Origin of the sequence: Paenibacillus graminis, from assembly GCF_000758705.1 — a bacterium.
In the GTDB taxonomy this organism is placed as follows: Bacteria; Bacillota; Bacilli; order Paenibacillales; family Paenibacillaceae; genus Paenibacillus_AQ; species Paenibacillus_AQ graminis.
The window spans coordinates 3,004,608-3,028,833 of sequence record NZ_CP009287.1; the positions used below are offsets into that span (position 1 = coordinate 3,004,608).

General features: G+C 51.8%; 27 protein-coding genes. 21 read left to right on the forward strand and 6 right to left on the reverse strand.

The window, feature by feature from the left end:
- The first annotated feature begins 255 nt into the window (after positions 1–255).
- Complete coding sequence (locus PGRAT_RS31585) at positions 256–879, forward strand: hypothetical protein (protein ID WP_025703571.1); 624 nt, start codon at positions 256–258, stop codon at positions 877–879.
- A 138-nt stretch (positions 880–1,017) separates the two neighbouring features.
- On the opposite strand, the gene PGRAT_RS12250 is transcribed toward PGRAT_RS31585, so the two are convergent.
- Positions 1,018–1,635: a nitroreductase family protein gene (locus PGRAT_RS12250; protein ID WP_025703572.1), complete on the reverse strand. Its 618-nt coding sequence runs from the start codon at positions 1,633–1,635 to the stop codon at positions 1,018–1,020.
- A gap of 331 nt (positions 1,636–1,966) precedes the next feature.
- Between PGRAT_RS12250 and PGRAT_RS12255 the strand changes: the two genes are divergently transcribed.
- The 15 genes from PGRAT_RS12255 to PGRAT_RS12320 all read left to right on the forward strand — a co-directional run bounded on the left by PGRAT_RS12255 (position 1,967) and on the right by PGRAT_RS12320 (position 14,332).
- The gene (locus tag PGRAT_RS12255; protein WP_025703573.1) at positions 1,967–2,380 is read left to right on the forward strand and encodes a helical membrane plugin domain-containing protein; all 414 of its coding nucleotides are present in this window, start codon (positions 1,967–1,969) and stop codon (positions 2,378–2,380) included.
- A gap of 18 nt (positions 2,381–2,398) precedes the next feature.
- Positions 2,399–3,577 (forward strand): NAD(P)/FAD-dependent oxidoreductase, encoded by a 1,179-nt coding sequence (locus PGRAT_RS12260; RefSeq protein ID WP_042266667.1) that lies wholly within the window; start codon positions 2,399–2,401, stop codon positions 3,575–3,577.
- Between the two features lie 331 nt (positions 3,578–3,908).
- A complete protein-coding gene (locus tag PGRAT_RS12265) occupies positions 3,909–4,772 on the forward strand; it encodes a DUF2785 domain-containing protein (RefSeq protein WP_025707926.1) in 864 nt (287 codons plus the stop codon).
- A gap of 75 nt (positions 4,773–4,847) precedes the next feature.
- Positions 4,848–5,477, forward strand: a complete 630-nt coding sequence (locus PGRAT_RS12270) for an SGNH/GDSL hydrolase family protein (RefSeq protein WP_025707927.1) — start codon at positions 4,848–4,850, stop codon at positions 5,475–5,477.
- 195 nt (positions 5,478–5,672) lie between these two features.
- Positions 5,673–6,731 (forward strand): YhfM domain-containing protein, encoded by a 1,059-nt coding sequence (locus PGRAT_RS12275; RefSeq protein WP_025707928.1) that lies wholly within the window; start codon positions 5,673–5,675, stop codon positions 6,729–6,731.
- 119 nt (positions 6,732–6,850) lie between these two features.
- The gene (gene map, locus PGRAT_RS12280) at positions 6,851–7,597 is read left to right on the forward strand and encodes a type I methionyl aminopeptidase (protein WP_025707929.1); all 747 of its coding nucleotides are present in this window, start codon (positions 6,851–6,853) and stop codon (positions 7,595–7,597) included.
- Positions 7,598–7,628: 31 nt separating this feature from the next.
- Positions 7,629–7,949, forward strand: coding sequence for a carboxymuconolactone decarboxylase family protein (locus PGRAT_RS12285; protein WP_025707930.1), 321 nt, complete (start codon positions 7,629–7,631; stop codon positions 7,947–7,949).
- 30 nt (positions 7,950–7,979) lie between these two features.
- Positions 7,980–8,564: a DJ-1/PfpI family protein gene (locus PGRAT_RS12290; RefSeq protein WP_025707931.1), complete on the forward strand. Its 585-nt coding sequence runs from the start codon at positions 7,980–7,982 to the stop codon at positions 8,562–8,564.
- 25 nt (positions 8,565–8,589) lie between these two features.
- On the forward strand, positions 8,590–9,405 hold the full coding sequence (locus tag PGRAT_RS12295; protein WP_042266669.1) for a hypothetical protein: 816 nt from the start codon (positions 8,590–8,592) through the stop codon (positions 9,403–9,405).
- A 53-nt stretch (positions 9,406–9,458) separates the two neighbouring features.
- Positions 9,459–9,884, forward strand: a complete 426-nt coding sequence (locus PGRAT_RS12300) for an Rrf2 family transcriptional regulator (RefSeq protein ID WP_025707206.1) — start codon at positions 9,459–9,461, stop codon at positions 9,882–9,884.
- A gap of 706 nt (positions 9,885–10,590) precedes the next feature.
- Positions 10,591–10,767 carry a hypothetical protein gene (locus tag PGRAT_RS33185; RefSeq protein ID WP_155990478.1) on the forward strand — a complete coding sequence of 59 codons (177 nt, stop codon included), beginning with the start codon at positions 10,591–10,593 and terminating at the stop codon, positions 10,765–10,767.
- Positions 10,768–10,920: 153 nt separating this feature from the next.
- Positions 10,921–11,478, forward strand: coding sequence for a GNAT family N-acetyltransferase (locus PGRAT_RS12305; RefSeq protein ID WP_025707207.1), 558 nt, complete (start codon positions 10,921–10,923; stop codon positions 11,476–11,478).
- 63 nt (positions 11,479–11,541) lie between these two features.
- Positions 11,542–12,273, forward strand: a complete 732-nt coding sequence (locus PGRAT_RS12310; RefSeq protein WP_025707208.1) for a metallophosphoesterase family protein — start codon at positions 11,542–11,544, stop codon at positions 12,271–12,273.
- A 241-nt stretch (positions 12,274–12,514) separates the two neighbouring features.
- Complete coding sequence (locus PGRAT_RS12315) at positions 12,515–13,381, forward strand: VOC family protein (protein WP_025707209.1); 867 nt, start codon at positions 12,515–12,517, stop codon at positions 13,379–13,381.
- A 75-nt stretch (positions 13,382–13,456) separates the two neighbouring features.
- A complete protein-coding gene (locus tag PGRAT_RS12320; protein WP_025707210.1) occupies positions 13,457–14,332 on the forward strand; it encodes a beta-1,6-N-acetylglucosaminyltransferase in 876 nt (291 codons plus the stop codon).
- Positions 14,333–14,441: 109 nt separating this feature from the next.
- Here PGRAT_RS12320 and PGRAT_RS12325 read toward each other — a convergent pair whose 3' ends face one another.
- Positions 14,442–15,197 (reverse strand): MBL fold metallo-hydrolase, encoded by a 756-nt coding sequence (locus tag PGRAT_RS12325; protein ID WP_025707211.1) that lies wholly within the window; start codon positions 15,195–15,197, stop codon positions 14,442–14,444.
- Positions 15,198–15,432: 235 nt separating this feature from the next.
- On the opposite strand from PGRAT_RS12325, the gene PGRAT_RS12330 reads away from it, so the two are divergent.
- The 3 genes from PGRAT_RS12330 (at position 15,433) to PGRAT_RS12340 (ending at position 18,339) form a co-directional block, all read left to right on the forward strand.
- Positions 15,433–15,633, forward strand: a complete 201-nt coding sequence (locus PGRAT_RS12330) for a helix-turn-helix transcriptional regulator (protein WP_020433825.1) — start codon at positions 15,433–15,435, stop codon at positions 15,631–15,633.
- Between the two features lie 148 nt (positions 15,634–15,781).
- The gene (locus PGRAT_RS12335) at positions 15,782–17,809 is read left to right on the forward strand and encodes a Na+/H+ antiporter (protein ID WP_425311845.1); all 2,028 of its coding nucleotides are present in this window, start codon (positions 15,782–15,784) and stop codon (positions 17,807–17,809) included.
- A complete protein-coding gene (locus tag PGRAT_RS12340; protein ID WP_238326857.1) occupies positions 17,809–18,339 on the forward strand; it encodes a GNAT family N-acetyltransferase in 531 nt (176 codons plus the stop codon). Before PGRAT_RS12335 ends, PGRAT_RS12340 begins: the two co-directional genes overlap by 1 nt.
- Positions 18,340–18,442: 103 nt before the next feature.
- Here the strand turns inward: PGRAT_RS12340 and PGRAT_RS12345 are convergent, their stop codons facing one another.
- From PGRAT_RS12345 to PGRAT_RS12355, 3 genes are all read right to left on the reverse strand, one after another.
- Positions 18,443–18,874 (reverse strand): threonine/serine exporter family protein, encoded by a 432-nt coding sequence (locus PGRAT_RS12345; RefSeq protein ID WP_025709244.1) that lies wholly within the window; start codon positions 18,872–18,874, stop codon positions 18,443–18,445.
- Positions 18,875–18,901: 27 nt separating this feature from the next.
- Positions 18,902–19,669 carry a threonine/serine exporter family protein gene (locus PGRAT_RS12350; RefSeq protein WP_025709242.1) on the reverse strand — a complete coding sequence of 256 codons (768 nt, stop codon included), beginning with the start codon at positions 19,667–19,669 and terminating at the stop codon, positions 18,902–18,904.
- A gap of 218 nt (positions 19,670–19,887) precedes the next feature.
- Positions 19,888–20,469, reverse strand: a complete 582-nt coding sequence (locus PGRAT_RS12355; protein WP_025709240.1) for a YitT family protein — start codon at positions 20,467–20,469, stop codon at positions 19,888–19,890.
- A 309-nt stretch (positions 20,470–20,778) separates the two neighbouring features.
- Between PGRAT_RS12355 and PGRAT_RS12360 the strand changes: the two genes are divergently transcribed.
- Positions 20,779–21,000 (forward strand): hypothetical protein, encoded by a 222-nt coding sequence (locus PGRAT_RS12360; RefSeq protein ID WP_025709239.1) that lies wholly within the window; start codon positions 20,779–20,781, stop codon positions 20,998–21,000.
- Positions 21,001–21,062: 62 nt separating this feature from the next.
- Here the strand turns inward: PGRAT_RS12360 and PGRAT_RS12365 are convergent, their stop codons facing one another.
- Complete coding sequence (locus PGRAT_RS12365) at positions 21,063–21,935, reverse strand: helix-turn-helix transcriptional regulator (RefSeq protein ID WP_025709237.1); 873 nt, start codon at positions 21,933–21,935, stop codon at positions 21,063–21,065.
- Between the two features lie 162 nt (positions 21,936–22,097).
- Between PGRAT_RS12365 and PGRAT_RS12370 the strand changes: the two genes are divergently transcribed.
- Positions 22,098–24,065 (forward strand): glycoside hydrolase family 127 protein, encoded by a 1,968-nt coding sequence (locus PGRAT_RS12370; protein ID WP_042266673.1) that lies wholly within the window; start codon positions 22,098–22,100, stop codon positions 24,063–24,065.
- The last annotated feature ends 161 nt before the right edge of the window (positions 24,066–24,226 follow it).

Sequence of the window (24,226 nt, forward strand, 5' to 3'; positions counted from 1 at the left end):
AAGCTTCATTTGCGGAGAGATTTTACCTTCCCGCCGTTTCACTTTCAGCAGTGTATGGTTCCTTGACTTGATGCTTAAATTATACCGCTGTTCTGCCGATTCGTAAAAAGGCGAATGCTTTAAATTTGGGTATGTTTTCAGAATTATACTAATGTAAGCGATGTTATACGTCCGTATCCTTAGTTTTTTGGTGTATAATTTAACTGTACATAAGTGCTGAAGCAAGCTATCTTCAGGAATGAAAGGGTGACAGCAATGAAGCTATTCCGGGTTAAGAGTGGGCTGCCCGGGGTGAACCGGATGAAGGAGTTTCTGGAAGAAAATTACGTGTGTATCGGCTATACTGGCGTGGGGGATCTGGAGCATGCCGGCAAAAAGGAGATTCGCACGCGTCTGGTTCTAGCCGGGACTACCGCAGGAACGGAGCTGGAAGCTGCAGCGGACAGTCTGGACATGTTCGTGAATGTCATGCAGGATGGGGATTATGTGCTGATCGAGGATGGGGAGTGGGCTTATTTGGGGGATCTGGGCGATTATTTTTATGCCGAAGCCTTCGATTCGCCTGAAGACGGGCGCTGCCACCGGCGGGGAGTGACCTGGCTAAAGACGGTGCCTGCTCCGGCGCTTAATCCGCTGCTGAGAGCGTGGACCGGCGGGGAGGAAGCAGTCTTACAGTACAATGGGCCGCTTCCGGAGGCAAGGCTGGAGCTGTGGATTACAGACTCCTCTGCGGACGGTACTCCGGAAAGCGAAAAGGCAGCATTGGTAGATGCTGAGACGCTGTCCAAAGCACTCACTGTGCTGAAGTGTGCCTTGGACAGCGGGGATGCGGACCGGCGGGAACGTGCGGCAATCGCTCTCCTGCAATATGCCAAATGATTCGCCGTACTCGCCCTGGACGGTGTTTTTAACAGTACCCAGCGGCCTTTTGCAGAACCTGAAGCTTACGGATTGTTCAATATTTAAACCCAAAGAGCCTCCCGGCCGCAATGCCGGAAGGCTCTTTCTAATCTGCAATCAAAAAAACTCTACAAATTCATTCACCGGCTTGCGGTAGCCGCGGGGTCTGATCTTGTGCTTGTTGTCTTTGCCGATCGTAATCAGCATGACAGGCACCATGTTATCACTCAGGTTCAGGGCCGCCTTGACGGCTTGAGCGTCGAAACCAATCATCGGGCAGGTATCCCAGCCCTTATCCTTGGCAATCAGCATAAACTGCATGGCTGACAGGGAGGCATTGCGGATCGCTTCATCGTGCTGAAAGGCGTCTTTTCCGGCGTAGGCGTTATGGATGTCTGCAATCGTCTGGTCAAAAGCATCCTCGCTCATGGCTCCCAGCATTTTGAGCCCGCTGTAGATTTCAGATGCCTGCAGATAGGCATTTTTGTCTCCAAGCACGACAATGACAGCAGATGCGGTATGGATTTTGTACTGGCCATAGGCAGCTTCGCGGATCTTTCCTTTCAGGTCTTCATCACTGACCACCTTATAATGAGTGTGCTGCAAATTGTAGGCTGAGGGGGCGAGACGGGCGAGCGAGAACATTTCTTCCAGTTCACTTTGGGGGATTTTGATCCCCTCTACGAAGTTATTTGCCGATCTGCGTGCTTGAACCAATTCTGAAAAAGTACTCATGTTCATTCCTCCATAATGTATGTAGTGGTTAACAATTATTAATAGCTGATATTAATAAACATACTTACTATTTGTTACTTGCTAAACATATCACGGTGTTTGAGCATAGTCAATGACCAAATGTAGCTCAGAACAAAATTTTTTATGAAATTGAGATAAAAACCAAAAACCGTAGAAAAGAAGTGATTTTAATCACAAAATAAGGATATACAGGCAAAAAGATTGTGACATTTATTACATGAAGAATGTTATAATAATCACATTGATTTAGGGATTAATCTTTACATTCATTTTTATATGAGAGAAAGCTAATGCAAAGGAGAAACTCAATATGTCAGAAACAATCACGCAAAGCAAATCATTTATCAAAGAGGATCTTCTGGATCAGCTCTTGAAGCCTGAGGTACAGGAATCCCTGACGACGCTGGTGGAACAGCTCCCCCAGATTACGCAGCTGGTTGGTGCATTAACCAAGTCGCTTGATTTTGTGCAGACTGTTGCCTCAGATGAGGTGCTGAAGAGTGACACCGTAGGTGCCATCAAAGAACTTGCCGAACCCGTAGTGGATTCCGTAAAAACGATGGCAGCTACCGTAATCGAAGCCAAGGATCGTGCGAACGAAAGCAGCGAAAATATCACACTGTTCGGCATGATGCGCATGATCAAGGACCCGCAGGTGCAAAAAATGCTCCGTTTCATGAATGCATACCTGCAGGTCAGCGGCGAACGCAATCCACAAAAATAAGGGCGGAGGAAAAATTTCATGTCAAAACATATCGTTATTCTCGGAGCTGGCTACGGCGGTCTTCTGAGCGCTATTAACGTGCGCAAATATATGAGTAAGGCTGAAGCAAAAATTACGGTTGTCAATCAATACCCGACGCATCAGATTATTACGGAGCTCCATCGTCTGGCGGCAGGAAGTGTTGCGGAACAAGCTGTAGCCATGCCGCTCACCAAGCTTTTTGCCGGTAAAGACATTGATCTGAAAATTGCCAAGGTCAAATCATTTTCCGTAGACAGCAAGCAGGTGCAATTGTCTGACGGTACGGCGATCTCGTATGATGCGCTTGTTGTTGCGCTGGGCAGCACTACTGCTTATTTTGGCATTCCGGGACTTGAAGAGTATAGCATGGTGCTGAAATCCGCCGCCGATGCCAAAAAAATTCATGCGCATATTGAAGAACGCATTCGTGAGTATGCGAAGACACACAATCCTGCCGATGCGGCGATTCTGATTGGCGGTGGCGGTCTGACCGGCGTCGAGCTGGTGGGAGAGATTGCTGATGTGCTGCCGAAGCTGACCAAACGCTATGGCGTGAATCCTCAGGAAATCAAGCTGATGCTGGTAGAAGCAGGTCCAAAAATCCTTCCGGTGCTGCCGGATCACCTGATCGAGCGTGCAGTATCGAGCCTGACTGCCCGCGGTGTAACCTTCCTGACCGGCCTTCCTGTTACGAATGTTGCCGGCAATGTAATTGATCTGAAGGATGGCCAGCAAATTGTTGCCAATACCTTCGTATGGACCGGCGGTGTGCAGGGCAATCCTCTGGTCGGCGAGTCCGGCCTTGAAGTGAACCGCGGCCGTGCCACAGTCAATGACTTCCTGCAGTCCACTTCGCATCCGGATGTTTTTGTGGCTGGCGACAGTGCTGTTGTCTTCGCAGCAGATGGACGGCCATATCCGCCAACGGCACAAATTGCCTGGCAGATGGGCGAGCTGATCGGCTATAATCTGTACGCTTATCTGACTAACACAGCCTCCGAAGCTTTCAGCCCAATCAACTCCGGGACGCTTGCCAGCCTTGGGCGCAAAGACGGGGTAGCGATTATCGGAGCCAGCAATACTCCGCTCAAGGGCTTGCCGGCAACCCTTATGAAGGAAGCGAGCAATATCCGTTATTTGTCCCACATCAAAGGCTTGTTCAGCCTGGCTTACTAATACTGAAGCTCTGTTCTGCCTTCAAGCTAGACCTGCTGCCCTTAGTTAATAAGGACCGGGTCTGCTTGGAGGTTTTTTGGTTGTATAGGGGATTAGGATCTTCCCTTCGTTGTGGATAAGACAAGTACAGGGCTTGCAGAGAGAGGAAGGGGGGAGATTTATGTTCATTTTGTCCTCTTGGGTTTGCACGGCAATGTGCTAATATACATCTATCAAGCTGTTCACGAATTGCTGCACGCAGCGGACATTATATCCACCATGATGAACCGGAAGTAGTGAATGAAGAGATTAGACAAATGATAGATAACTTCACACCCCTAGGAGTGACACAATGAAAAAAACCAGAACACAGTTACTGAACGATTTGCAAAGAATAAAAGCAGAGCAGTACAAACTTCGTGAAGGCGAGGAGGTCCGGGATTTCATCTGCCTGATGCTGGAGTATATCGGGGACCCTCAGCCTGAGCTGCGGGACGAGCTAATCTATCCGACCTTCTATGAATGGATTCTGGAGCAGCGGCTTTTTTCTTCCGATGAGCTGCGAGGCATTCTGGCGGTCCTGCTGGATGAGCGACATCTGTTCCATGGCATTGGCGGCCAAGAGGATGATACTGTATTTACCCGAACCTTTACGGCACTGGTCATTGGCCTTATGATCCATCGGCACAGAGAACAGCCTTTTCTGGATGCTGCCGGGTTTCAGCAGCTGAAGTCAGCGCTGCTCCGATATTATACTGAAAAAAAAGATCTCCGGGGCTATGTCGAAAAAGGCGGCTGGGCCCACTCGGCGGCTCACGGGGCAGATGCCATTGACGAATTGGTGCAGTGTCAGGAAAGCGGTGAGACCGTCCAGCTTGAGGTGCTTGAAGCGGTCCGTGACATGCTGCAGAACGGAGTATATATCTTCAGAGAAGAAGAGGATGAGCGTATGGCTACGATTGTGGATACGATGATCCTCTGCAATTTGCTTGCGCGGGAGCGCATTGCTGAATGGGTCAGCAGCCTAGCAGCCAGCGGCAGCCAGCCCGGAAACCGCAGCCTATACATCAACTGGATCAACAGTAAAAACTTTGTGCGGGCTCTTTATTTCAGGAGAGAAAGGGAGTATTTCGGCAAGGAGCTTCAGGAAGCTTTGATTGCTGCTGAATTGAAAATGAACGAATTCACAGCAAAAACCATTCTTTCTGTTCAATAGATGCTCCGCAAAAATCTATTTGCTATAATAGGTTTGTTTATACTATAACAGCTGTTTCATAGGAGGACTTTCAGGATGGAATTTCAAGAAAACGATATCATTTTGTTCCAGGGTGACAGCATTACGGATTGGGGCCGCAATTATGAAGACCCGTCTTCGCTTGGTGTGGGCTATGCACTGATGGTAGCCGCACGGCTGGGATTGCTGGATCCCGAGAAGAAGCTGACCTTTATCAACCGCGGAATCAGCGGCAACCGTGCGGCGGATCTGCAGCGGCGCTGGGACAAGGACTGTCTGGAGCTGAAGCCGACTGTAGTTTCGATATACATCGGTATTAACGACACCTGGCGCCGCTTTGATTCCGGGGAGGAAACCACGGCTGCACAATTTGAAGCTTCCTACCGGGACCTCATTGAACGCACCCTCCGAGCAACCAATGCCAAGCTGATTCTGGTTGAGCCTTTTGTGCTGCCCGTTCCCGAAGACCGCAAGGGCTGGCGCCAGGATCTGGACCCGAAAATCCACGTGGTGCGCGAGCTTGCCCGCGAGTATGGCGCTCTGCTGGTTCCCCTGGACGGGCTGTTTGCAGCGGCATCCGTGAAGGCGGACTCTGCATTCTGGGCACCGGATGGTGTGCATCCTTCTCCTGCCGGACATGCGCTCATCACCGATGCCTGGCTGAAAGCTGTGGGAGCTATTAGCTAGTCGGTCAGCGGCTGCATTCCTTACATAGAAGTCTGCCAATTCTTCAGGACCGGTCCGTTGAGATAACGGATGGGTCTTTTTTTATATTTCGCGCTGAAAATGCAACACCTTCCAAAAGGACAGCTAGACGTTTCTATCTGCTAAAGAGCGAGAATGTTATTTGGTTCACAAGACTGCTATAATTGGAGAATACATATGGATTTGGAGGTGGGACCCATTAAAAGGATTCTGCTGACTGTGCCTGTTCTGCTGGCTGTTCTGCTGAGCGGCTGCCAGAATGCTTTTGGATTTATCAATGCCAGGTGGATTTCAGAGATAACCCTGGATTGTCAGCCTGCCGGCGGTAGGGCGCAGAGTGAACCTTTCGAGAGCCGGACTTTTACCGATCCTGCATTTATCAAGCTGATGGCAGATGCGATGAACGGCAGCAAGCGGGTGCAGAATGATCTCTACCATGGGGCTGAGTTTAAGATGAAGCTGACCTTTGGGGATGGCTATACGGAGGATTATATTCTGAACCTTGGAGAAGCCAAAGGGAAGCAAGGGCTGCTGGTCCCTGCGGAGAATAGCGCCAAAGGATACACGGTCTCCCCTAAGGACGCCGACAAGCTGAGAAAACTTGTGTATGGGGAAGCTGATTCTGCGGCTGATGCCGGATCAGAAGCCGCACAGGCTTCCGTTACGGTCTCGGGACCGGTAACCGTATCGCGGAATGATCTATTCCCGGTGACAGGGAAACATGAATTTCTGGATCTTCAGCTGTTGCAGGGGCAATACAGTGAGGACTGGACGGCATCTTCAGCGGCCGGAGGAAGGAGCTGGAGCGGTATATTCCGGCTGGTGGTAACGGATGAGCAGGGACAGGCCTTGAGCACCTTTGCGCTGAGCCAGCATTTTTCGGAGGAGCTGAGTTTTGGCGAGTTCTTTCCAATTCAGTTTGGCGATTATAATGGAGACGGCAATCCTGATTTCGCGATTGGTCAATTTGGGTCAAGCAATGGATCATTCGTCAAGCTTTTTACCTTGAACCCCGATTACTCTATACAGGAATTGAACATTCAAGGGGATCAAGAACTGTTTGTCAGCAGTCCGGACAGGTACTCTATGAAGTTTGACGAGGCGGAGGGCGGCTTCAAAGCCAGCCATTATGACAATGCAGCGGGCAGACAGGTGGAAGTATTCTACCGCTGGGACGGGACTGCTTTTCAGCAGGTGAACACCGGATCGCAGGCAAGTGCAAAAGGGATGGAATAGAGGGGGGATTCTTACATAAAAGGATCGCGGTAATCTCGGTTGTGCATAGCAGCACGCCCGCGCTGGAGGCTGTACTAGAGATATTGCGGGATAATTTGAATCGGAGAGGGATGGGGCAGATGACGAGCGATACAGCACAGGATTTGCAAGGATTGAGGGCAGTTGGCCAGGTAGTCGGCTATACTATAGCGGAAATGAGAAAAAGTATAGTTCCCGGTATGACCACTGCTGAGCTTGACAAGGTGGGGGCAGCGATTCTGGAGCGGTTCGGCGCAAAGTCGGCGCCCAAGGTCACTTATAATTTTCCGGGAAGCACCTGCATCAGTATCAATGAAGAGGTGGCCCACGGAATACCGGGCTCCAGAGTCATCCAAGCAGGAGATCTCGTTAACATCGACGTTTCCGCCGAGCTGAACGGTTATTACGGAGACTCAGGGGTTTCATTTCAGCTGCCGCCATACAATGAGAAGCTTGTCCATCTGTGCCGCAGCACTGAGGAAACTATGATGAGTGTCATCAATCATCTTAGAGCGGGGATGAAGGTTAACGAAATCGGCCGGGTGATGGAGACGGAAGCCCGCAAACGCGGCTATACAGTAGTGCGCAATCTGTGCAGCCACGGCATTGGCAGATCACTGCATGAGAAGCCTTATGAAATTCTTCCGTTCTACAATCCGCGTGTAGCCGACGTGCTCAAAGAAGGGCAAGTCATTACAATCGAACCTTTTCTGTCCACCGGGACGGATTTCGTGGAGCAGCAGTCTGATGGCTGGACTCTCAGTGTGAATGACAGCAGCCGGGTGGCCCAGTATGAGCATACGATCATAGTCACCAAGGGTAAGCCGATTATCCTGACCAGTGCCTAGACAGGCGCAAATACGAAACGGAGGCTAAATAATGGATCATTTAACGCAAGTGAGCAATGCATTTGCCACCTTTATGAAAGAAGCGCCACAGCAGCAGCAGGTTTGGATGGAGACCGTTCAGAAGCTGGATGCGGCAAGCCGCCTTGATCCGAAGACTGAAGAAATCGCCTATATTGCGGTATTGGCTGCGGTGCGTCTGGAAAGCGGGCTGCCCTTTCATGTGAAGCATGCCAAGGCGCTTGGAGCCACGCGGGAAGAGATCATCAGCGCGGTTCTGCTGGGTCTGCCGGCGGTGGGAAATGTCGTTATTCAGGCTTTGCCGGTGGCCTTGCAGGCATACGACAGCGAGTAATTGAAGAATCGCCGGGAGGAGAAGGATAAGATGCGTATGGCTTTTGTGCTTTTTGACGGTATCACTTTTCTGGATTTTGCCGGCTTTTATGATGTGATTCGCCGCTTGGGGGCTTTTGAAGCAGGACAAGGGCTGGAGATGGAGATTTGCGGATTCAGGGAAGAAGTGCGCGATGAGCAGGGATTGACGGTCAAGGTCAGCAGAGTTCAGCCGGAGCTGGGGCAATATGATCTGCTTTTTGTCCCGGGAGGAATGGGGACGAGAGCATTGCGCGGTGACAAACCCTTTATTTCCTGGCTTCAAGGTGCAAAGGATGTTCCCTATAAGGTTTCGGTGTGCACCGGCTCATTGCTGCTGGGTGCAGCCGGGTTTTTGCAGGACTGCTGGGCTACAACACATCCTTCCTCCTACGGGCTGCTGGAGCCTTATTGCGGGCAGGTAGTGGAGACACGGATTGTTCAGGACGGCAAAATCATTACAGGAGGCGGAGTGTCCACCTCTATTGACCTGGGATTATATATGATGTCGCTTCTGGCGGGAGAAGATGCCATGCTGGCTGTTAAGAAGCAAATCGACTATCCCTATGCTATGCAAGGAATCATTCGCAGACAGTAGAAGAATTGAGAAACGGGGCCTTAAGATGAAAGGAAATCCAGCCATATTGGCAGCGCTGCAGCAGCAGCTGGATAATGGTGGACTATGGCCGCAACTTACAGATTATATGCTGCAAGAGAGTGGTTTGCCCGGGCCGCGGGCTAACCTTACGCTGGCGGGCAGCTTTGCCAAGCTGTTTGCGAGACCTGATGTGACGGAGACTGCCTGGGAATTGATCTCTGCCTGGTCGCAGCTTACGGAATCTGAAGCAAAGACAGGTGATCCGCAGGAGTTCCTGGCGTTCTGTGCGGTGTGGGCCAGCGGAGCCCATTATGCTCATGCAGGCCGTACCCGGCGAGGCCAGGCGGAAGAGCGCTTGCAGGCGGCGATGAATGATGGCAGGTGGAGGCTGCGTGAGGCTGCGGCAATGGGTTTGCAGTCCTTGGGTGAATACGACTTTGCGCTGCTTAGGCAGTTGCTGGACGGGTGGTGTGTGGAGGCCACTCTGCTGGAGCAGCGCGCTTTTGTGGCGGCGCTGGCGCATCCGCCCCTGCTGAAGGCTGAAGCCAATGTTCTGTATTGCCTGGAGCTGGCAGCCGGAATTATGGAGGGTATCCGCAGCGGCGGTTCAGGCTCGGCCGACCCGGATCATTTTCGCGTCTTGTCCAAAGGACTGGAATATAGTCTCAGTGTATTTGCCGCCAGTCTACCCCAGCCCGGATTTGCCATGCTGCGTAAATATGCAACGAGCGGAGATCCCCGGCTGATTAAGATCGTGAAGAGCAACCTGGGCAAAACAAGGCTGACCAAGAATTACCCTGACGAGGTTGCCGGGCTGCTGCAGCTATTGACATCTTGTTAGAATGTAACTATTATAGTTGCATCTATGGGCTAACGCTCTAAGGAGAGATTTCCATGAACATCAGCACCCGGTTTGCGGTGGCTATTCATATTTTGACGCTGATCGACAGCAACAAGGAAGGCAAGAGCACCTCGGAATGGATCGCAGGCAGTGTCAACACCAACCCGGTGGTGATCCGGCGGCTTACGGGCATGCTGCATAAGGCCGGGCTGGTTGAGGTCCGCCCCGGTGTAGCGGGAGCGAAACTTGCGCACAGCCCGGGTGAAATCACCCTGCTGCAAATTTATCGGGCGGTGAATGCGGCGGAGGCGGACACGCTGTTCTCCGTTCACGAGCATCCGAACCCGGACTGTCCTGTCGGCAAAAACATTGCTGGAGCTATAGTCCCAGTCTTTTCCCTAGCCCAGCAGGCGCTGGAGAATGTGCTTCAAGGGGTTACTTTGGATCAGATCGTGAATCAGATTCCGGCGTCTTTATGATATGTAATGCGCTGCGACATTGAGAGGGGGGACCAGAGCCAAGGTTCATGGCTGTGGGCTGCCCTTTTGTTTTGTATTACTTGTGCCGGATTTGACAGGAACTTAAGCGGAAAGAGTACAACTTAAACTAGCCAATAACCTCCTGCAACAACGCTGGTGGGAAAAGTACCACTGATTTGGCCCATAAGACCGCTTCAGCCGGGTTTTCACCAGAGACACTCAAGAATCACAAGAGCAAGCCTGTTATCTCTATATTTCTGCAGGAATAACGGCGCTGTATCTTGCGTTCTTCCCCTCTTTCAGTTCGGAGCTTGCTGTCTGGCAGGAAATTGAAATTTAAGAAAAACTTCAGGAAGAATTTATGTAATTTTAAGGTTCGGGGAGTATAGTAGAGGTCTCCACCCCCCAGTGGATAGGTTTTTGTATAGATCCTGTCGTTCCTCGGCGGGATCTTTTTATGGGCAGCGAACCGGATTAGACAGATTCAGCAAATCTTTATTAGATTTTCATACGCTTTTAAGCTTCAGGGCTTATAGTCATCCTATGACCCCCTTATAAATAGACCTTGGCCCTGCCGGACGTTGGCGGGGTCCCTTTTTTTGTATATAGAAAATGTACGGACAAGCCGCTTCAGGTTCTCCATTCCTTTACACAATATTCCAAATGCTTTAGACTGACACCATGCATGCACGAAGGGAGTGGATTGATGTTGCTTATTGCGTTGGTTCTATGGTTCATCGGTCTGGTGGTGCTTATGCTCGTCATCAGAAAGGCTGTAGACGGTTCACAGACCTCAGACAAGCTGGATATATTGATTGAGGAAATCCGGCTGCTGCGCAAAGAAATTAGGGAAAGCAAACACATCATCGATAAACGGATGTAGCTGCAAACGGATATAGCTGCGATATTGCGATCTTGAGCGTTACTGGATACAGCACTCAGGTTTTCAGGAGATTATTTTTGTTTGTTTTGACGATGGAAATTACAGTTTATTCCTGAATCAACTGCAAACTCGTATGTAAAGGAGTGTTCTGCCATGATTCTTTATCATAAGGAAGAGCTCAGCGTTAGAAGTCTCGAGCCGGAGGACGCGGTGCTGCTGGTGAAATGGCTGTCTGATCCGGTGGTGCTGGAATATTATGAAGGCCGCGACCGTCCGCATGATCTGACAAAGGTCCAGGAGCATTTTTATGAAGACTCCCCGGAGGGGATGGTCCGCGGAATTGTCCGGTACAGGTCTGAGGATGTGGGCTATATTCAGTTCTATCCCATTGATGATGATGAGCGGACAGAGTACGGCTATACGGATTTCACGGGTAAGATTTACGGAATGGACCAGTTTATCGGCGAACCCAGGCTCTGGAATCAGGGGATTGGCTCGCAGCTGGTAAAAGAGACAGTGACCTTTCCCCTTACAGTGAAGCGGGCGGATAAAATTGTGATGGACCCGCAATGCTGGAACCACCGGGCGCTGAGAGTGTATGAGAAAAACGGGTTTGTGCGCAAAAGGCTGCTCCCGCAGCATGAATGGCACGAAGGGGAATATAGAGACTGCTGGCTCATTGAATACAGGGTACACACTCCGGAGTCATGACCAAATCCCAGAATGGAAAAATCACAAGTTGAGTTTATACAGCACAGCAACGGAGGTACATACGTGGAGACAATCGCAATTATTTCAGATATTCATGGCAATGTAACAGCTTTGGAGACGGTTCTGGCGGATATTCGGCAGCATCAGATCAGCCGGATCTTCTGCCTGGGAGACCTTGTGGGCAAAGGCCCCAATTCTGATCGGGCTGTTGACCTGATCCGGGAGCACTGTGAGAAAGTGGTCAGGGGCAACTGGGATGAGTTCATTGCAGGCGAAAGTGAGCTTGAACTGATAAAATGGCACCAGGCTCTGCTGGGAACAGAACGCCTGGCGTATTTGAGTGCACTGCCGTTCTCCATTGAGTTCTGGATGAGCGGCCGATATATCCGTCTCTTTCATGCTTCCCCCCGGAGTGTAAATGAGCGGGTCCAGCCCTGGGACGATCTGGAGCTGCGTGAGTCGCTGTTTGAGCCTTCAGAGCTGTGCAGCAGCCAGCTGCCTGCAGATGTGGCCGGATACGGGGATATTCATGGCGCCTATCTTCAGCATCTGGCAGGGAAGACCCTATTCAATGCGGGGAGTGTCGGCAATCCGCTGGATCTGACACAGGCCTCGTATGTCATTATGGAGGGGAATTACGGAAGCGGAGACCCGGCGCCGCTGAATATACAGTTCGTAAGAGTTCCTTATGACATCGAGCGGGCTGTACAGCAGGCCGTAGATTCGCAAATGCCCCATTTGGAGCCGTACATTAAAGAGCTTAGGACTGCGGAATACCGGGGCAAAGGTGTATGAATTCAGGCAGCAGGTACCCGGAATGAATTTATATGAAGTTCTAGTTAAGCCTGACCGTGCTGGTCGGCTTTTTCTTTTTTTGAGTAAAGTAATTGACAAACTTATAGAATGCTACTAAGATAAAGTTAGTTAATGTGTAACAGAAACAGTTACAGCTGTCTGAATCGTAGTATTGGAACTTGTTAAGACTAACCACAAACATAGAATTTGGATAACTTATGTTCATTCAGGAGGGGTTTATATGACAACAGCAGCAACATTGCCGCAAACGTTGGAAATTGGACGGGTGCAGCTTCGGGCAAGCAATCTGGATCGTTCGCTCGCTTTTTATCAGAATGTGGTAGGACTGAAGGTGCTGCGCCAGAGCGGGCGCGAAGTGGAGATGACAGCGGATGGCCAGCATGTGCTCCTGGTGCTGCGGGAGATTAACAGCGCGCGGGTGCTCCGGCGCAATTCGGCAGCGGGGCTCTATCACTTTGCCATTCTGGTGCCTGACCGTCCCAGTCTGGGACTGGTGCTGCGCAATCTGATTGATTCCGGGATTCACATCGGTCAGGGCGATCATCTGGTTAGTGAGGCGCTGTACATTCAAGATCCGGATAATAACGGAATTGAGCTGTACCGCGACCGGCCGCGGGATACATGGAAGCATGAAGCGAACGGGAATGTGGTAATGACCACGGACCCGGTAGATGTGGATGGACTGCTGGCTGCTTCTGAAGGCTTGTCCTGGACGGGACTGCCTGCAGGCACCGTGATCGGGCATGTTCATTTTCACGTGGGCGATCTTGGCGAAGCCAAGAAATTCTACGTCGATACGCTGGGCTTCGAGCAGACTGCACATTACGGTGATGCAGCGATGTTCATCTCAGCGGGGGGATACCACCACCATATGGGGTTGAATATTTGGGCGGGTCAAGGGGCTCCGGCTGCACCGGCGGATGCGGCGGGCATTGACTATTTTACCCTGCTGCTGCCAAGTATTCTGGAACGTGATGCAGTGGCTGAGCGGGTCCGCACCGCCGGATACCGGGTGGATGAAGCCGGTGGGGTTGTTACGATTACCGATCCATGGAACATAGGCATTAAGCTGCTGGTGAAGCTGTAAAAAACGCTAAAACTTGTTCATTTTCGCTCATTCCCCTATAATATGTGGGAATAAATGAGCGAAAGGATGAATGTCTTGCATAATTTCAGAATGGCATATGTTGTCCTTTGTCATAAAAATCCGGAGCAGATCAATCTGCTGCTGGAATCGTTAACGGATGAGCATGTGGAATTTTTTCTCCATGTGGACCGGAAAAGCGGGATCGAGGCGCAAATCCTACACCGGGAAGACATTCATTTTGTGAAGCAGCCTGTGGATGTGCAATGGGGCCATTACGGCCAGATTGAGTGTATTCTTAAAAGCTTTGAGCTGATCAAGGCGCATGGACACTTCGATTACATTCATATTATAAGCGGTCAGGATCTGCCGCTGGTTCCGAACCGGACGATTGTTGACTTCTTTAAGGAAAATCAAGGGAAAGAATTCGTCAAACATCTGCAGCTGCCAAACGAAACGGAAATGTGGGGCTGTATGTATAGAGTGTCTGTGTACTATCCGAGGGTTCTCGTCTCCCGGGCCAAGGCCGTCTCGGAAATCCGCAACCGCTACATCAATCTGGTAATGTCGGTGCCGATGCTGAAGCGCAGCCTGAAGCACCTGCCGGATGCTCTGTATAAGGGCTCGAACTGGATGTCGGTTACGGGAGAATGTATGGAGTATATTTTGGAGTATATCCGCACTAATCCGGGCTATGTCCGTTTATTTAAAAACTCCTTTTGCGGAGACGAAATCTTTTTTCATAGTATTATCTTGAACAGCAGGTTCAAGCATAAGGTGATCAATGAAATCAAACGTTATACCGATTGGGAGACCGGACCGGAATTTCCGAGGACACTGCGGGCGGAGGATTACGAACGAATCCGGCAAAAGGGAACCGGATGCTTCTGGGGCCGCAAGTTTGATCTGGATGTGGACCGGGAGATCGTTCAGGATATCCTGCAGCTGGCCTAAATCACCACTACTCAAAAGAATTAATGTAAAGCAGGAGCTGGACCGGCTTAGACTGGTCCGGCTCCTGCTTGTTACGTTCGCTCAGGCATACCCGCATATGGGCCGGAGACTAATTGCCTCCTTGCGCCAGTTCGGCAATCCGGCGGTTGACGCCGCCCCTGAACAGGCCCCCGTGATAGCAAATGACCTGGTCGATTTCAAAATCAGCAAATTTATGCAGAGACCGGAGGGCTCCAGCCATGTCAGGTGTAGCTGCTGCATCGGGACCGCATAGCTCACCTCCGCGCACAGTGAGCGCATCGGCTGCAATCAGCGTGCGGCTGGCCTGATGGTACAGGCTCAGATGGCCCGGACTGTGCCCGGGAGTATGAATGACAGTAATTCCGCCGGCAATGGGCAAAAGCTCGCCGCCTAAAAGCGTCTGGTCCACTCTTCCTTTGGGAGGATGAGCCAGCACATGCAGAAAAGCCCGCTTCCATTCCTCCGATATGTTCTGGGGGAGCATGGCTTCGGCGGCGGCCAGCGCTTCTGGAGTGTGCTTCAACAGCATTTTGTCGCCTTCAATATAAGGCCGCTCGATTTCATGCGCGAGAACGGTGATTTCGGATTCGCTCTGTTCCAGAAGGGCAGGCAGGCTTCCGATATGATCGATATCCTGGTGAGTGATGAGGATGGTCCGCACAAGGTTCCAAGGCACAGAGGCTGCAGCCGCAGCCTCCTTGAACTTTTGCGCTGCTCCGGGAACTCCGGTGTCGACCAGTACTGCCTCTTCTTCGTCCCAGATCAAGGCAGGATAGAACGTGTCCGTCCCTCCCATGACGGGGACCGAAATTTCCAGCATTTCAATTCCTTTGGCGATATACATGATATCCCTCCGTTACAAAAGATAGATTGATTTGTGCCGTTAGGCTAATGCATATCATACGCAAACTCATTATTATTTTCAACATCAAAATATTATATTATAACATAAATAAATATTTTTGTCAATGGATTAAACGGTGAACAATATGGGTTTTATGTAAAGCTGGCTTTACATTTCATGCGGAAAATGATATGCTGAATGTAAAGCTAGCTTTACATAACCGGGAGGAACAGCGATGAAGAATAAGCTTGAGGCAATCCGGAAGCAGCAGGGCATCAAGCAGGAGGAGCTTGCGGAGGCTCTGGAGGTGTCAAGGCAGACGATTTGCTCCCTGGAGAACGGGAGGTACAATCCGTCGATCATCCTGGCGTTTAAGCTGGCAAGATACTTCAAACTGAGCATCGAGGATATTTTTGAATATGAGGAGGAGGGGTAGTGTGAGGCTGATCTATTCGCCTGCCGGAAGGCTGCCGAAGTCCAGGATGAGCGGAAATTCCCCGGAGCTGGTGCTGGCAATCGGATTATCCAATTACTATACTAAGAGAATGTGAAGCTGAATGTAGCTTAAATATCAGGGGAGGTTGATGGGAGTGGAGACATTTCTTGCTGTGCTTTTAATGCTGGGACTGATCGCAGTCTCCAACATCGTGAACCGGTTTATCCCTTTTGTGCCGGTTCCCCTGATCCAGATTGGACTGGGTGTTATTGCTGCGGTCATTCCAACGGGTATACATATGTCCTTTGAGCCGGAGCTGTTTTTTGTGCTGTTCATTGCGCCGCTGCTGTTCAATGACGGGAGGCGCACACCGCGCGACGAGCTGTGGAATCTCAGGGCTCCCATTCTGCTGCTGGCGCTGGGGCTGGTCTTTGCCACTGTATTTGTAGCCGGGTATGCCATCCACTGGATGATTCCGTCGATACCGCTGGCAGCTTCCTTTGCACTCGCAGCCATTCTATCGCCTACGGATGCCGTTGCGGTCAGTGCGCTGGCCGGGAAGGTGCATCTGCCGAAGAGTATCCACCGGATTCTTGAAGGCGAATCGCTGATGAATGATGCTTCCGGTCTGGTCGCCTTCAAGTTTGCCATCGCGGCGGCAGTAACCGGAATGTTTTCGCTGCCCAAGGCAACGGTCAGCTTTGTGCTGATCGCGGCAGGGGGCCTGCTGCTCGGAGCACTGCTGTCGTTTGTGCTGATCCGGCTTAGTGTATTTATCCGCAGGTTCGGTATGGAGGATGTCACGATTCATGTGCTGCTGCAGATCCTCACGCCATTTATTATTTATTTGGTCAGCGAAGAAATTGGCGTGTCGGGTATCCTCGCCGTGGTAGCAGGCGGCGTGATGTTTGCTATTGAGAAGGACCGTGCTGTATCTCCGCAATACAAACTGCAGCTTGTATCGGCAAGCACATGGTCGGTGCTGCTGCTGATCCTGAATGGTCTGGTCTTTCTGATCCTTGGCGTGTCAGTTCCAGACGTCGTTGAAGTGATCTACCGCGACAGTACCTTGAACAACTTCATGGTGGCAGGGTATGTACTGGCGATAACGGCATTGCTGATTGTGCTGCGGTTTCTCTGGGTGTATGCCTATTCCCTGTTTGAGAGCCGCAGGCTGAAGACAACGAGATCACCGCTGAAGTCACAGCTGATTACTTCAATCTCGGGTGTGCGGGGGGCGGTAACGCTGGCCGGTGCGTTCTCTATTCCGCTGGTACTGGGAGACGGTTCTCCGTTCCCGCAGCGGGATCTGATTATTGCCCTTGCGGCTGGGGTTATTCTGATGTCACTGATTATTGCCAGCATCTTTCTGCCGCTGCTGGCGGACGAGGAAGAGACGGTTGTGGTGGAGCGCGTGTCGGCCAATTCGGAGCTGACCGCAAGATCAGTGGTGATTGACGCCGGAATGAGCATGCTGCGAAGCCTGATCACTGAGAATCCCCAGCCCGCGAACCAGCCCGCACTGCTGGAATTCACGGACAAAATCGACAAGCTCTGCGCTCCAAAAGCAGCCGATGATCCGGAAGCGGAACGCTTCCGGCAGCTGGGGGTTCAGGCCAAGCGGAGTGCTATTGCCGCGGAGCGCTCCGAACTGCGGAGGATGCTGGAGAATGGCTCCATCGCTGCTCCTGTAGCGTCGAAGATGGAAGAGCTGCTGGACCATAAGGAAGCCTTGCTGTGCAAGCGGCTGGATACGCAGATCAAATTCTCTCTTACTGAAATTCAGCGTCTGTTCTCGGGTTTATTCTCCGGCCGGCTGAACGGGGATGAGGGGCGGCAGGCGGCGCAGAATGCTGAAAGCGCCCGGACCGCGAAGATTTCAATGTGCCAGGCCGCCATCTCTGCCGTCAGCGCTGATATGAGCGAAGAGAACCGTCTGGCCTCACAGAAGGTCATTGACAAGTACGAGCAGATGGAGTCCCGGCTAATTGAGGGAGACGGCTGGATTAAGGACGGAGTTGTCGATGATCACAAGCTTGAACTGAAGCTCCAGGCCATACAGGAACAACGGAATACCGTCCAGCAAATGTATCAGGATGGGGCGATTAATCTGAAAATCGCCGGTAAGCTGCGTAAATTTGTCGATCAACTGGAAACAGCGATCTGGGAGGACTAATGATGGAGGAAACAGCAGCAAGCAGGTTGTCGTTTACGGAGTTAAGAGAAGAGCATCTGGCTGAGGTAGTCAATATTTATAATTATTACGTGCTGAATACGACGGTTTCTTTTCATACTGAGCCGCTGGATGAGGCTTTCATGCGTGAGTCGGTGCTGAACGGTGATCCGCGCTTCAAGTCTTACGCCATTCTAGAGAACGGCGAAATGCAGGGGTATGTCCTGATTGCCAGACACAAGAACAAACAGGCCTATGACAGCTCCGGGGAAATCAGCGTTTATCTGAAGCCGGGCAGCAGCGGGAAGGGACTCGGAGGGAAGGCGCTCAGCTTTATTGAGGAGCGTGCGGCCGAGCTTGATTTTCATGTGCTGGTGGCAACAGTATGTGCGGACAATGAACCCAGCCGCCGGCTGTTTACCAGACACGGATATGAGCAAAGCGCTTTGTTCAAAGAAATCGGCAGCAAATTCGGCAGATGGCTGGATATCGCAAGCTACCAAAAAATTATCGGCCGGCAAGCTTGCCTGTAAAATTCAAAACGGCTGCTGCTGTCCTTCATTGGACAGCAGCAGCCGTTTTGTCCGTTTCCGGGAGCCGGACTATGCTAATGGGGTTGTGCCTTGCACGGTGCTCCTATGTGCTTCGGCCGTTCTTCCGCCGGAACATCTGTCCCAGCACCTCGCTGAACACAAGGCCGGTTGCGATCGCTCCGCTGAGCAGCAGGGCCTGGACGGCAAACTGGATGGCCAGATTGTTGTCATTCTCGACGAACTTGCGCATGGCATCATACGCCAGGCCGCCCGGGACCAGCGGGATAATGCCGCCGATACTGAAAATGATGACCGGCATTTTGAAGGACCGGGCAAAGAGCTGGCTGATCACCCCGACCACCACGGTGGCCGCAAAGGTGGCTACAATGGTGTCCCATTTTGCGTCGAGCTGCAGATACAGCATCCAGCCCACCATCCCGGCAAACCCGCATTGAACTAAGGCGCGCACCGGCGCATTGAACAGAATGCAGAAGGTGGCAGCGGCAATAAAACTGGTTATCAGTTGCAAAATCATGAACAGGTTACCTCTTTCACATGGAGATCAAAAAAATGACAGCACAAGTCCAATGCCTGTCCCGATCGCAAACGCCGTCAGGAACGCATCGGCTCCCTTGGAGAGGCCGGAGACCAGATGGCCGGCCATCAAATCACGGACCGCATTTGTGATAAGCAGCCCAGGCACTAGCGGCATCACCGACCCGATAATAATCTTGTCCATTTCCTGGCCCACGCCGAGCCTCACCGAGAAAAAGGCGAGCAGTCCGATCAGAAACGAGGCGGTGAATTCTGCGAAGAACCGGATCTGTACAAGCCGGTGCAGGTATGTGGCTGCGGCGAACCCGAGACCGGACACGAAGAGGGCAGGAAGGGCATCCCACAGGCTGCCTTTGAACATGACCGTGAAGCAGGCTCCTGTTAGAGCAGCGGCTGCAATCTGCACCCAAGCGGGATAAGCATGGGCCGCATCGTCCACTACGCCCAGCCGTTCACGGGCTTCATTGGCCGTGATCTGGCGTTCACTCAATCGCCGTGAGATGTCGTTAACCTCGGAAACCTTCTGCAGATCGGTCGTCCGCTCGGCAATCCGGAACAGCTTCACCGGCTCCGTCCGGCTGGTGGTGAACATAATGACCGTTGGCGTTACGTAGCTGTGTGCGCCCGGAAAGCCGAGCGATGCCGCCATACGGCTCATGGTGTCTTCCACGCGGTAGGTCTCCGCACCGCTTTGCAGCATGATTTTGCCGGCCAGCAGGCACAGGTCGATAATGTCATGCGTAGAAGTATTGCTGTTGCTGCTTGTGCTATCCAACTTCGTCGATCCTCCCCTGGAATGTTATATCTTCGATTGTCGCCGCAATTTCACAAAAGATCAACCATTATTCCTGTGATTCCCTTAAATGTACTTAATGTAAGTATAATCGGAGCCCTTGCTCAGTAAACAGGAATCCACTGGATGTTCATCGATTGAACGTGATGCTGATAGATGAGGTGTCGAATGCTTTGGGCGCAGGTTACCTGCGATATGTATTATTTTTCAAGGGTACATAGACCGGTTGCGATCCCGCCGGAGAGGATGGTCAGGATGGAGTGGAGAAAGGTCTCTTTGGAGATCAGCAGGCCGCCGGCTCCAATAATCAGGGCATCTGTCAGAAATATGATGACTCCCAGATTGAGCGGAATGTAGCGTTTAATGAACTTGGCCAGCAGATCCGTACCGCCGGTACTCGCTTTGAACCGCAGCATAAGCCCAAGACCGGTGCCCATCAGGAAACCGCCAATAATTGCGCTGGAAATTGATCCAAGCTCTACATAATACAGGAAGTAATATTGAAGCGGGCCGATAAGCTCAATCATAAAGGAGGAGACTAGGAGCCCCAGCACACTGCTGTAAAAAATATCCCGCTCCTTAAGCCAGGCAAGCAGGAAGACGGGAAGACTGCACAGGATGATGGCCAGTCCGATTTTTGCCCCGGAGATATAATTAATTATGAGGGCAATGCCGATAATTCCCCCATCAAGTATTTTGTAAGGAACCAGAAAGAAGTTCGTGCCTGTGGCGATCAGCAAGCTTGCGAGAAAGATAACGGCATACTTGGGGATAGCGTGCATATTCAACATCTCCAGACCTAAGGCATGTCTTCGCCTACAACATGTCTTAATGAATATGCGTTCATATGGAAAAAAATAGCTAAAGCGAAAAAAAAACCTGCTGCGCAGGATGATTCGACATAAACGAATCCAGTTTCTTCAGTTAGCAGCGGCGCATATCCTCCAATTGCCGTTAAGAACTCCTATTACATACCTCTCTCTCTAAAAGGATGAACGTGATATAGCATGTCTAGCAACAGCGGTTTTATTCGAAGACGATGCCTTATGAAAAGCATACTTGAAATTTACAGCAGGGCAGGAGTGATACGAATGAGCTTTATCTATAAAGTGCTGGTGAGCGATATGGAACTGCTGGCAGCCGCGTTGTCTGAAGTCAATGTAACCGTAGCCGTAAAAAGCGGAGCGGGGGTTGTGGAGCCCGGAGGGCCGATCAGGGCCTATACTCCTAATTCCGTCCGTATCCGGGGATTGTCCTACAACCGGGAGCTGCATGAATTCCGGGTAACCTTAGAGTGGAAGGAACAAAATTAGAGCAGCCCCCAGCTCTGGAAGCAGCCTGGCTGGCCGGAATATTCCGTGACCCGACGCCGTGTTTAGCGGGAATAGCGTTTGCGGAAGCGCAGGGGGGAAATGCCAACCTTGCGGGCAAACCGCCGCGAGAAATAGGCCGTGCTCTCAAATCCGGTGCGTTCAGCAACGCTGGCGATGGGGATTTCTGTCTTAAGCAGCAGCAGTTTAGCCTGCTCCAGCCGGTAATCAGTTAAATATTCCATCGGGGTCAGCCCGTAGACCCGTTTCATGCAGCGCGCCAGATAGTTATAGTGGAAATGCAGCGCGTCCGCCAGGCTGACATTCGTCAGCGGCTCTGTATAGTGATTGCGCAAATAGGCTTCAGTCTGTTCGGCAATCTCCGCACCAGGGCTTCCTCCGGCATCCTGCTGGCCAAGATCCAGCATCCGCAGCATGTCCTCAAAGATCCGCTGCTGCTGCCATACGGCGCTGGAACGTCTTCCCCGGCTCAGTTGCAGCAGCAGCTCTGCTTGGCCGCTTCGCTCAAAAGGATCAGGCAAGGAACCGAACTGCGGTACACGGATGGTATAAGGATAAGTAAGGAACTTCTGGAAATGCTCTTCCCGGCTGGCATATACGGGATCACCTTCGGCCTCAACCCATTCGGCTACGGTGTGAAAATGCAGCCATACGAAGGAGGTCGTGTCCTCGCAGGGTTTAACCGAGTAGTGGTAGCGGTCCGGCAGAAGAAGCAGGGTATGCCCGGCCGGCACGGCCCACTGTTTATGCTCCTCGCCAATGAACAGGCAGCCCTGTTCAACAATCAGCAGATCGAATTTCCCCATGCGGGTGCGGTTGGGATGCTGATCCCCCGGCTGATAGACGGTACGGTCGCCCTCCAGGAAATAAGGGAAGGGCGGTGCCGCCAGATGGATGTAGGATGGATTAAATGTCATGCTGCTCTCCTTTTTATGGGGTTTTATCGCAAGTAGTGTGCGTCCTTTTATGAGTGTGAAATTGTGCAAAAACAGGGTTGCTTCTGATCCTGTTTTTTATTTATTTTACCGTCTATAATGGCAAATAGCGAGGATGAAATGAATGTAGAGGAGAAGTGGGAAATGAATAAAATCAGCGAAAATCAGCAAACAGCCGGCAATCTGTCCGCAGCAGTCCGGGATGACTTCTGGGGACGTTATATCCGGCTGGTCCAGGAGGTGGTCATTCCTTATCAGTATGAAGCGCTGTATGACCGGGTGCCGGAAGCGGAGCCAAGTCATGCAATGGCCAATTTCGAGATTGCCGCCGGCCGAAAAACAGGGGAGTTTCACGGTTTTGTGTTTCAGGACAGTGATGTCGCCAAATGGCTGGAGGCGGTTGGTTACTCGCTCCATCTGAAACGTGACCCCGGGCTGGAAGCCCGGGCTGACGCGGTAATTGATCTAGTCGCCGCAGCTCAGCAGCCGGATGGCTATCTGAACACCTATTTTACGATTAAGGAGCCCGGCAAACGCTGGACCAATCTCCAGGACTGCCATGAACTGTACTGTGCCGGACATTTCATCGAAGCTGCGGTTGCCTATTATGAAGCCACGGGCAAGGACAAGCTGCTGAATACGATGCGCCGTATGGCCGATCATATCGATTCCATATTTGGCCCGGAGGAAGGCAAGCTGAAAGGCTATGACGGGCATCAGGAAATCGAGCTTGCGCTGGTGAAGCTGTACCGGCTGACGGGCGAGGAGAAATATCTGAAGCTCAGCAGCTTTTTTATCGATCAGAGAGGACAGGAACCCAACTTTCTGCGGCAGGAATGGGAGGCAAGGGGCCGGGTGACGCATTGGAGCGGAACGCAGACTAACAGTATGGACCCCAGCTACAATCAAGCGCATCTTCCGGTGAGGGAACAGTCAGAAGCTGTGGGCCATGCTGTCAGGGCGGTCTATATGTATACGGCGATGGCGGATCTGGCAGCGCTTACGAAAGATAGTGCATTGCGTGATGCCTGTGTGAGATTATGGGACAATATGACCGGCAAGCAGATGTATATTACCGGCGGCATCGGGTCCACACACCAAGGAGAAGCGTTTACCTTCGATTATGATCTGCCCAATGATACGGTATATGCCGAAACATGCGCTTCGATCGGCCTGATCTTTTTTGCCCGGCGGATGCTGGAGCTGGAACCGGATGCGCGCTATGCGGATGTGATGGAACGGGCGCTCTACAATAACGTTCTTGGGTCTATGGCACAGGACGGCAAACACTATTTCTATGTGAATCCGCTTGAGGTCTGGCCGCAGGCCTGCACCTGCAATCCGGATAAGCATCACGTGAAATCCGAGCGCCAAGGCTGGTTCGGCTGCGCTTGCTGTCCGCCGAATGTGGCCCGGCTGCTGACCTCGATGAATCAGTATATCTATACCGTTCACGGAGACACCCTGTACACTAATCTGTATATTGGAAGTGAAGTGAACACGACACTGGGGGGGACAGCAGTCGCTGTCAGCCAGCAGAGCAATTACCCTTGGGAAGGGACCGTAACATTGCAGGTTAATCCGGGGGAAGCTGCCGAGTTCGGCATCGCTTTGCGCATTCCTTCCTGGAGCAGCAGTGCGGAGATCAGGGTGGGCGGCGAGACGCTGAGTCTGGATGAGAGTGTGCAGCAGGGATACTGCGTGATCCGCCGGGTCTGGAATGCCGGAGACACGATTGAGCTGAAGCTGCCGATGGAAGCGCACCGGGTCTATGCCCACCCAGAGCTGCGGGCAGATGCCGGGAAGACCGCTATCCAGCGCGGCCCGCTGGTCTACTGTCTGGAAGCTGCCGATAACGGCACGCCGCTGAACTCGATTGCATTACATGAATCTGCTCCGTTCACAGAGCATTTTGAAGATTCACTGTTGGGCGGTGCAGTAGTGGTAAAAGGCCAAGGCAGCCGGATAGAGCAGGCAGGCTGGAGCGGCGGCTTATACAGCAGAGCGAAGGCCCCTGTGGAAGCCGCTACGATCACGGCCATTCCCTATTATCTGTGGGGCAACCGCGGCAGCGGCGAGATGAAAGTATGGATTCCGGAGAGTAAGGCGTAAGCTGAGCCGGATTAAGATGTGGGATCACATGGAATCATAGAATGATAAATCAAAAGCCACCCGGCGTACAGCTTCGGCAGCGTACGCTGGGTGGCTTTTAGTGCGTAGGAAGTTGAAGACTACAAAAAATGTGGACGGTTTGTTCTGCGATGTTAAGTCTG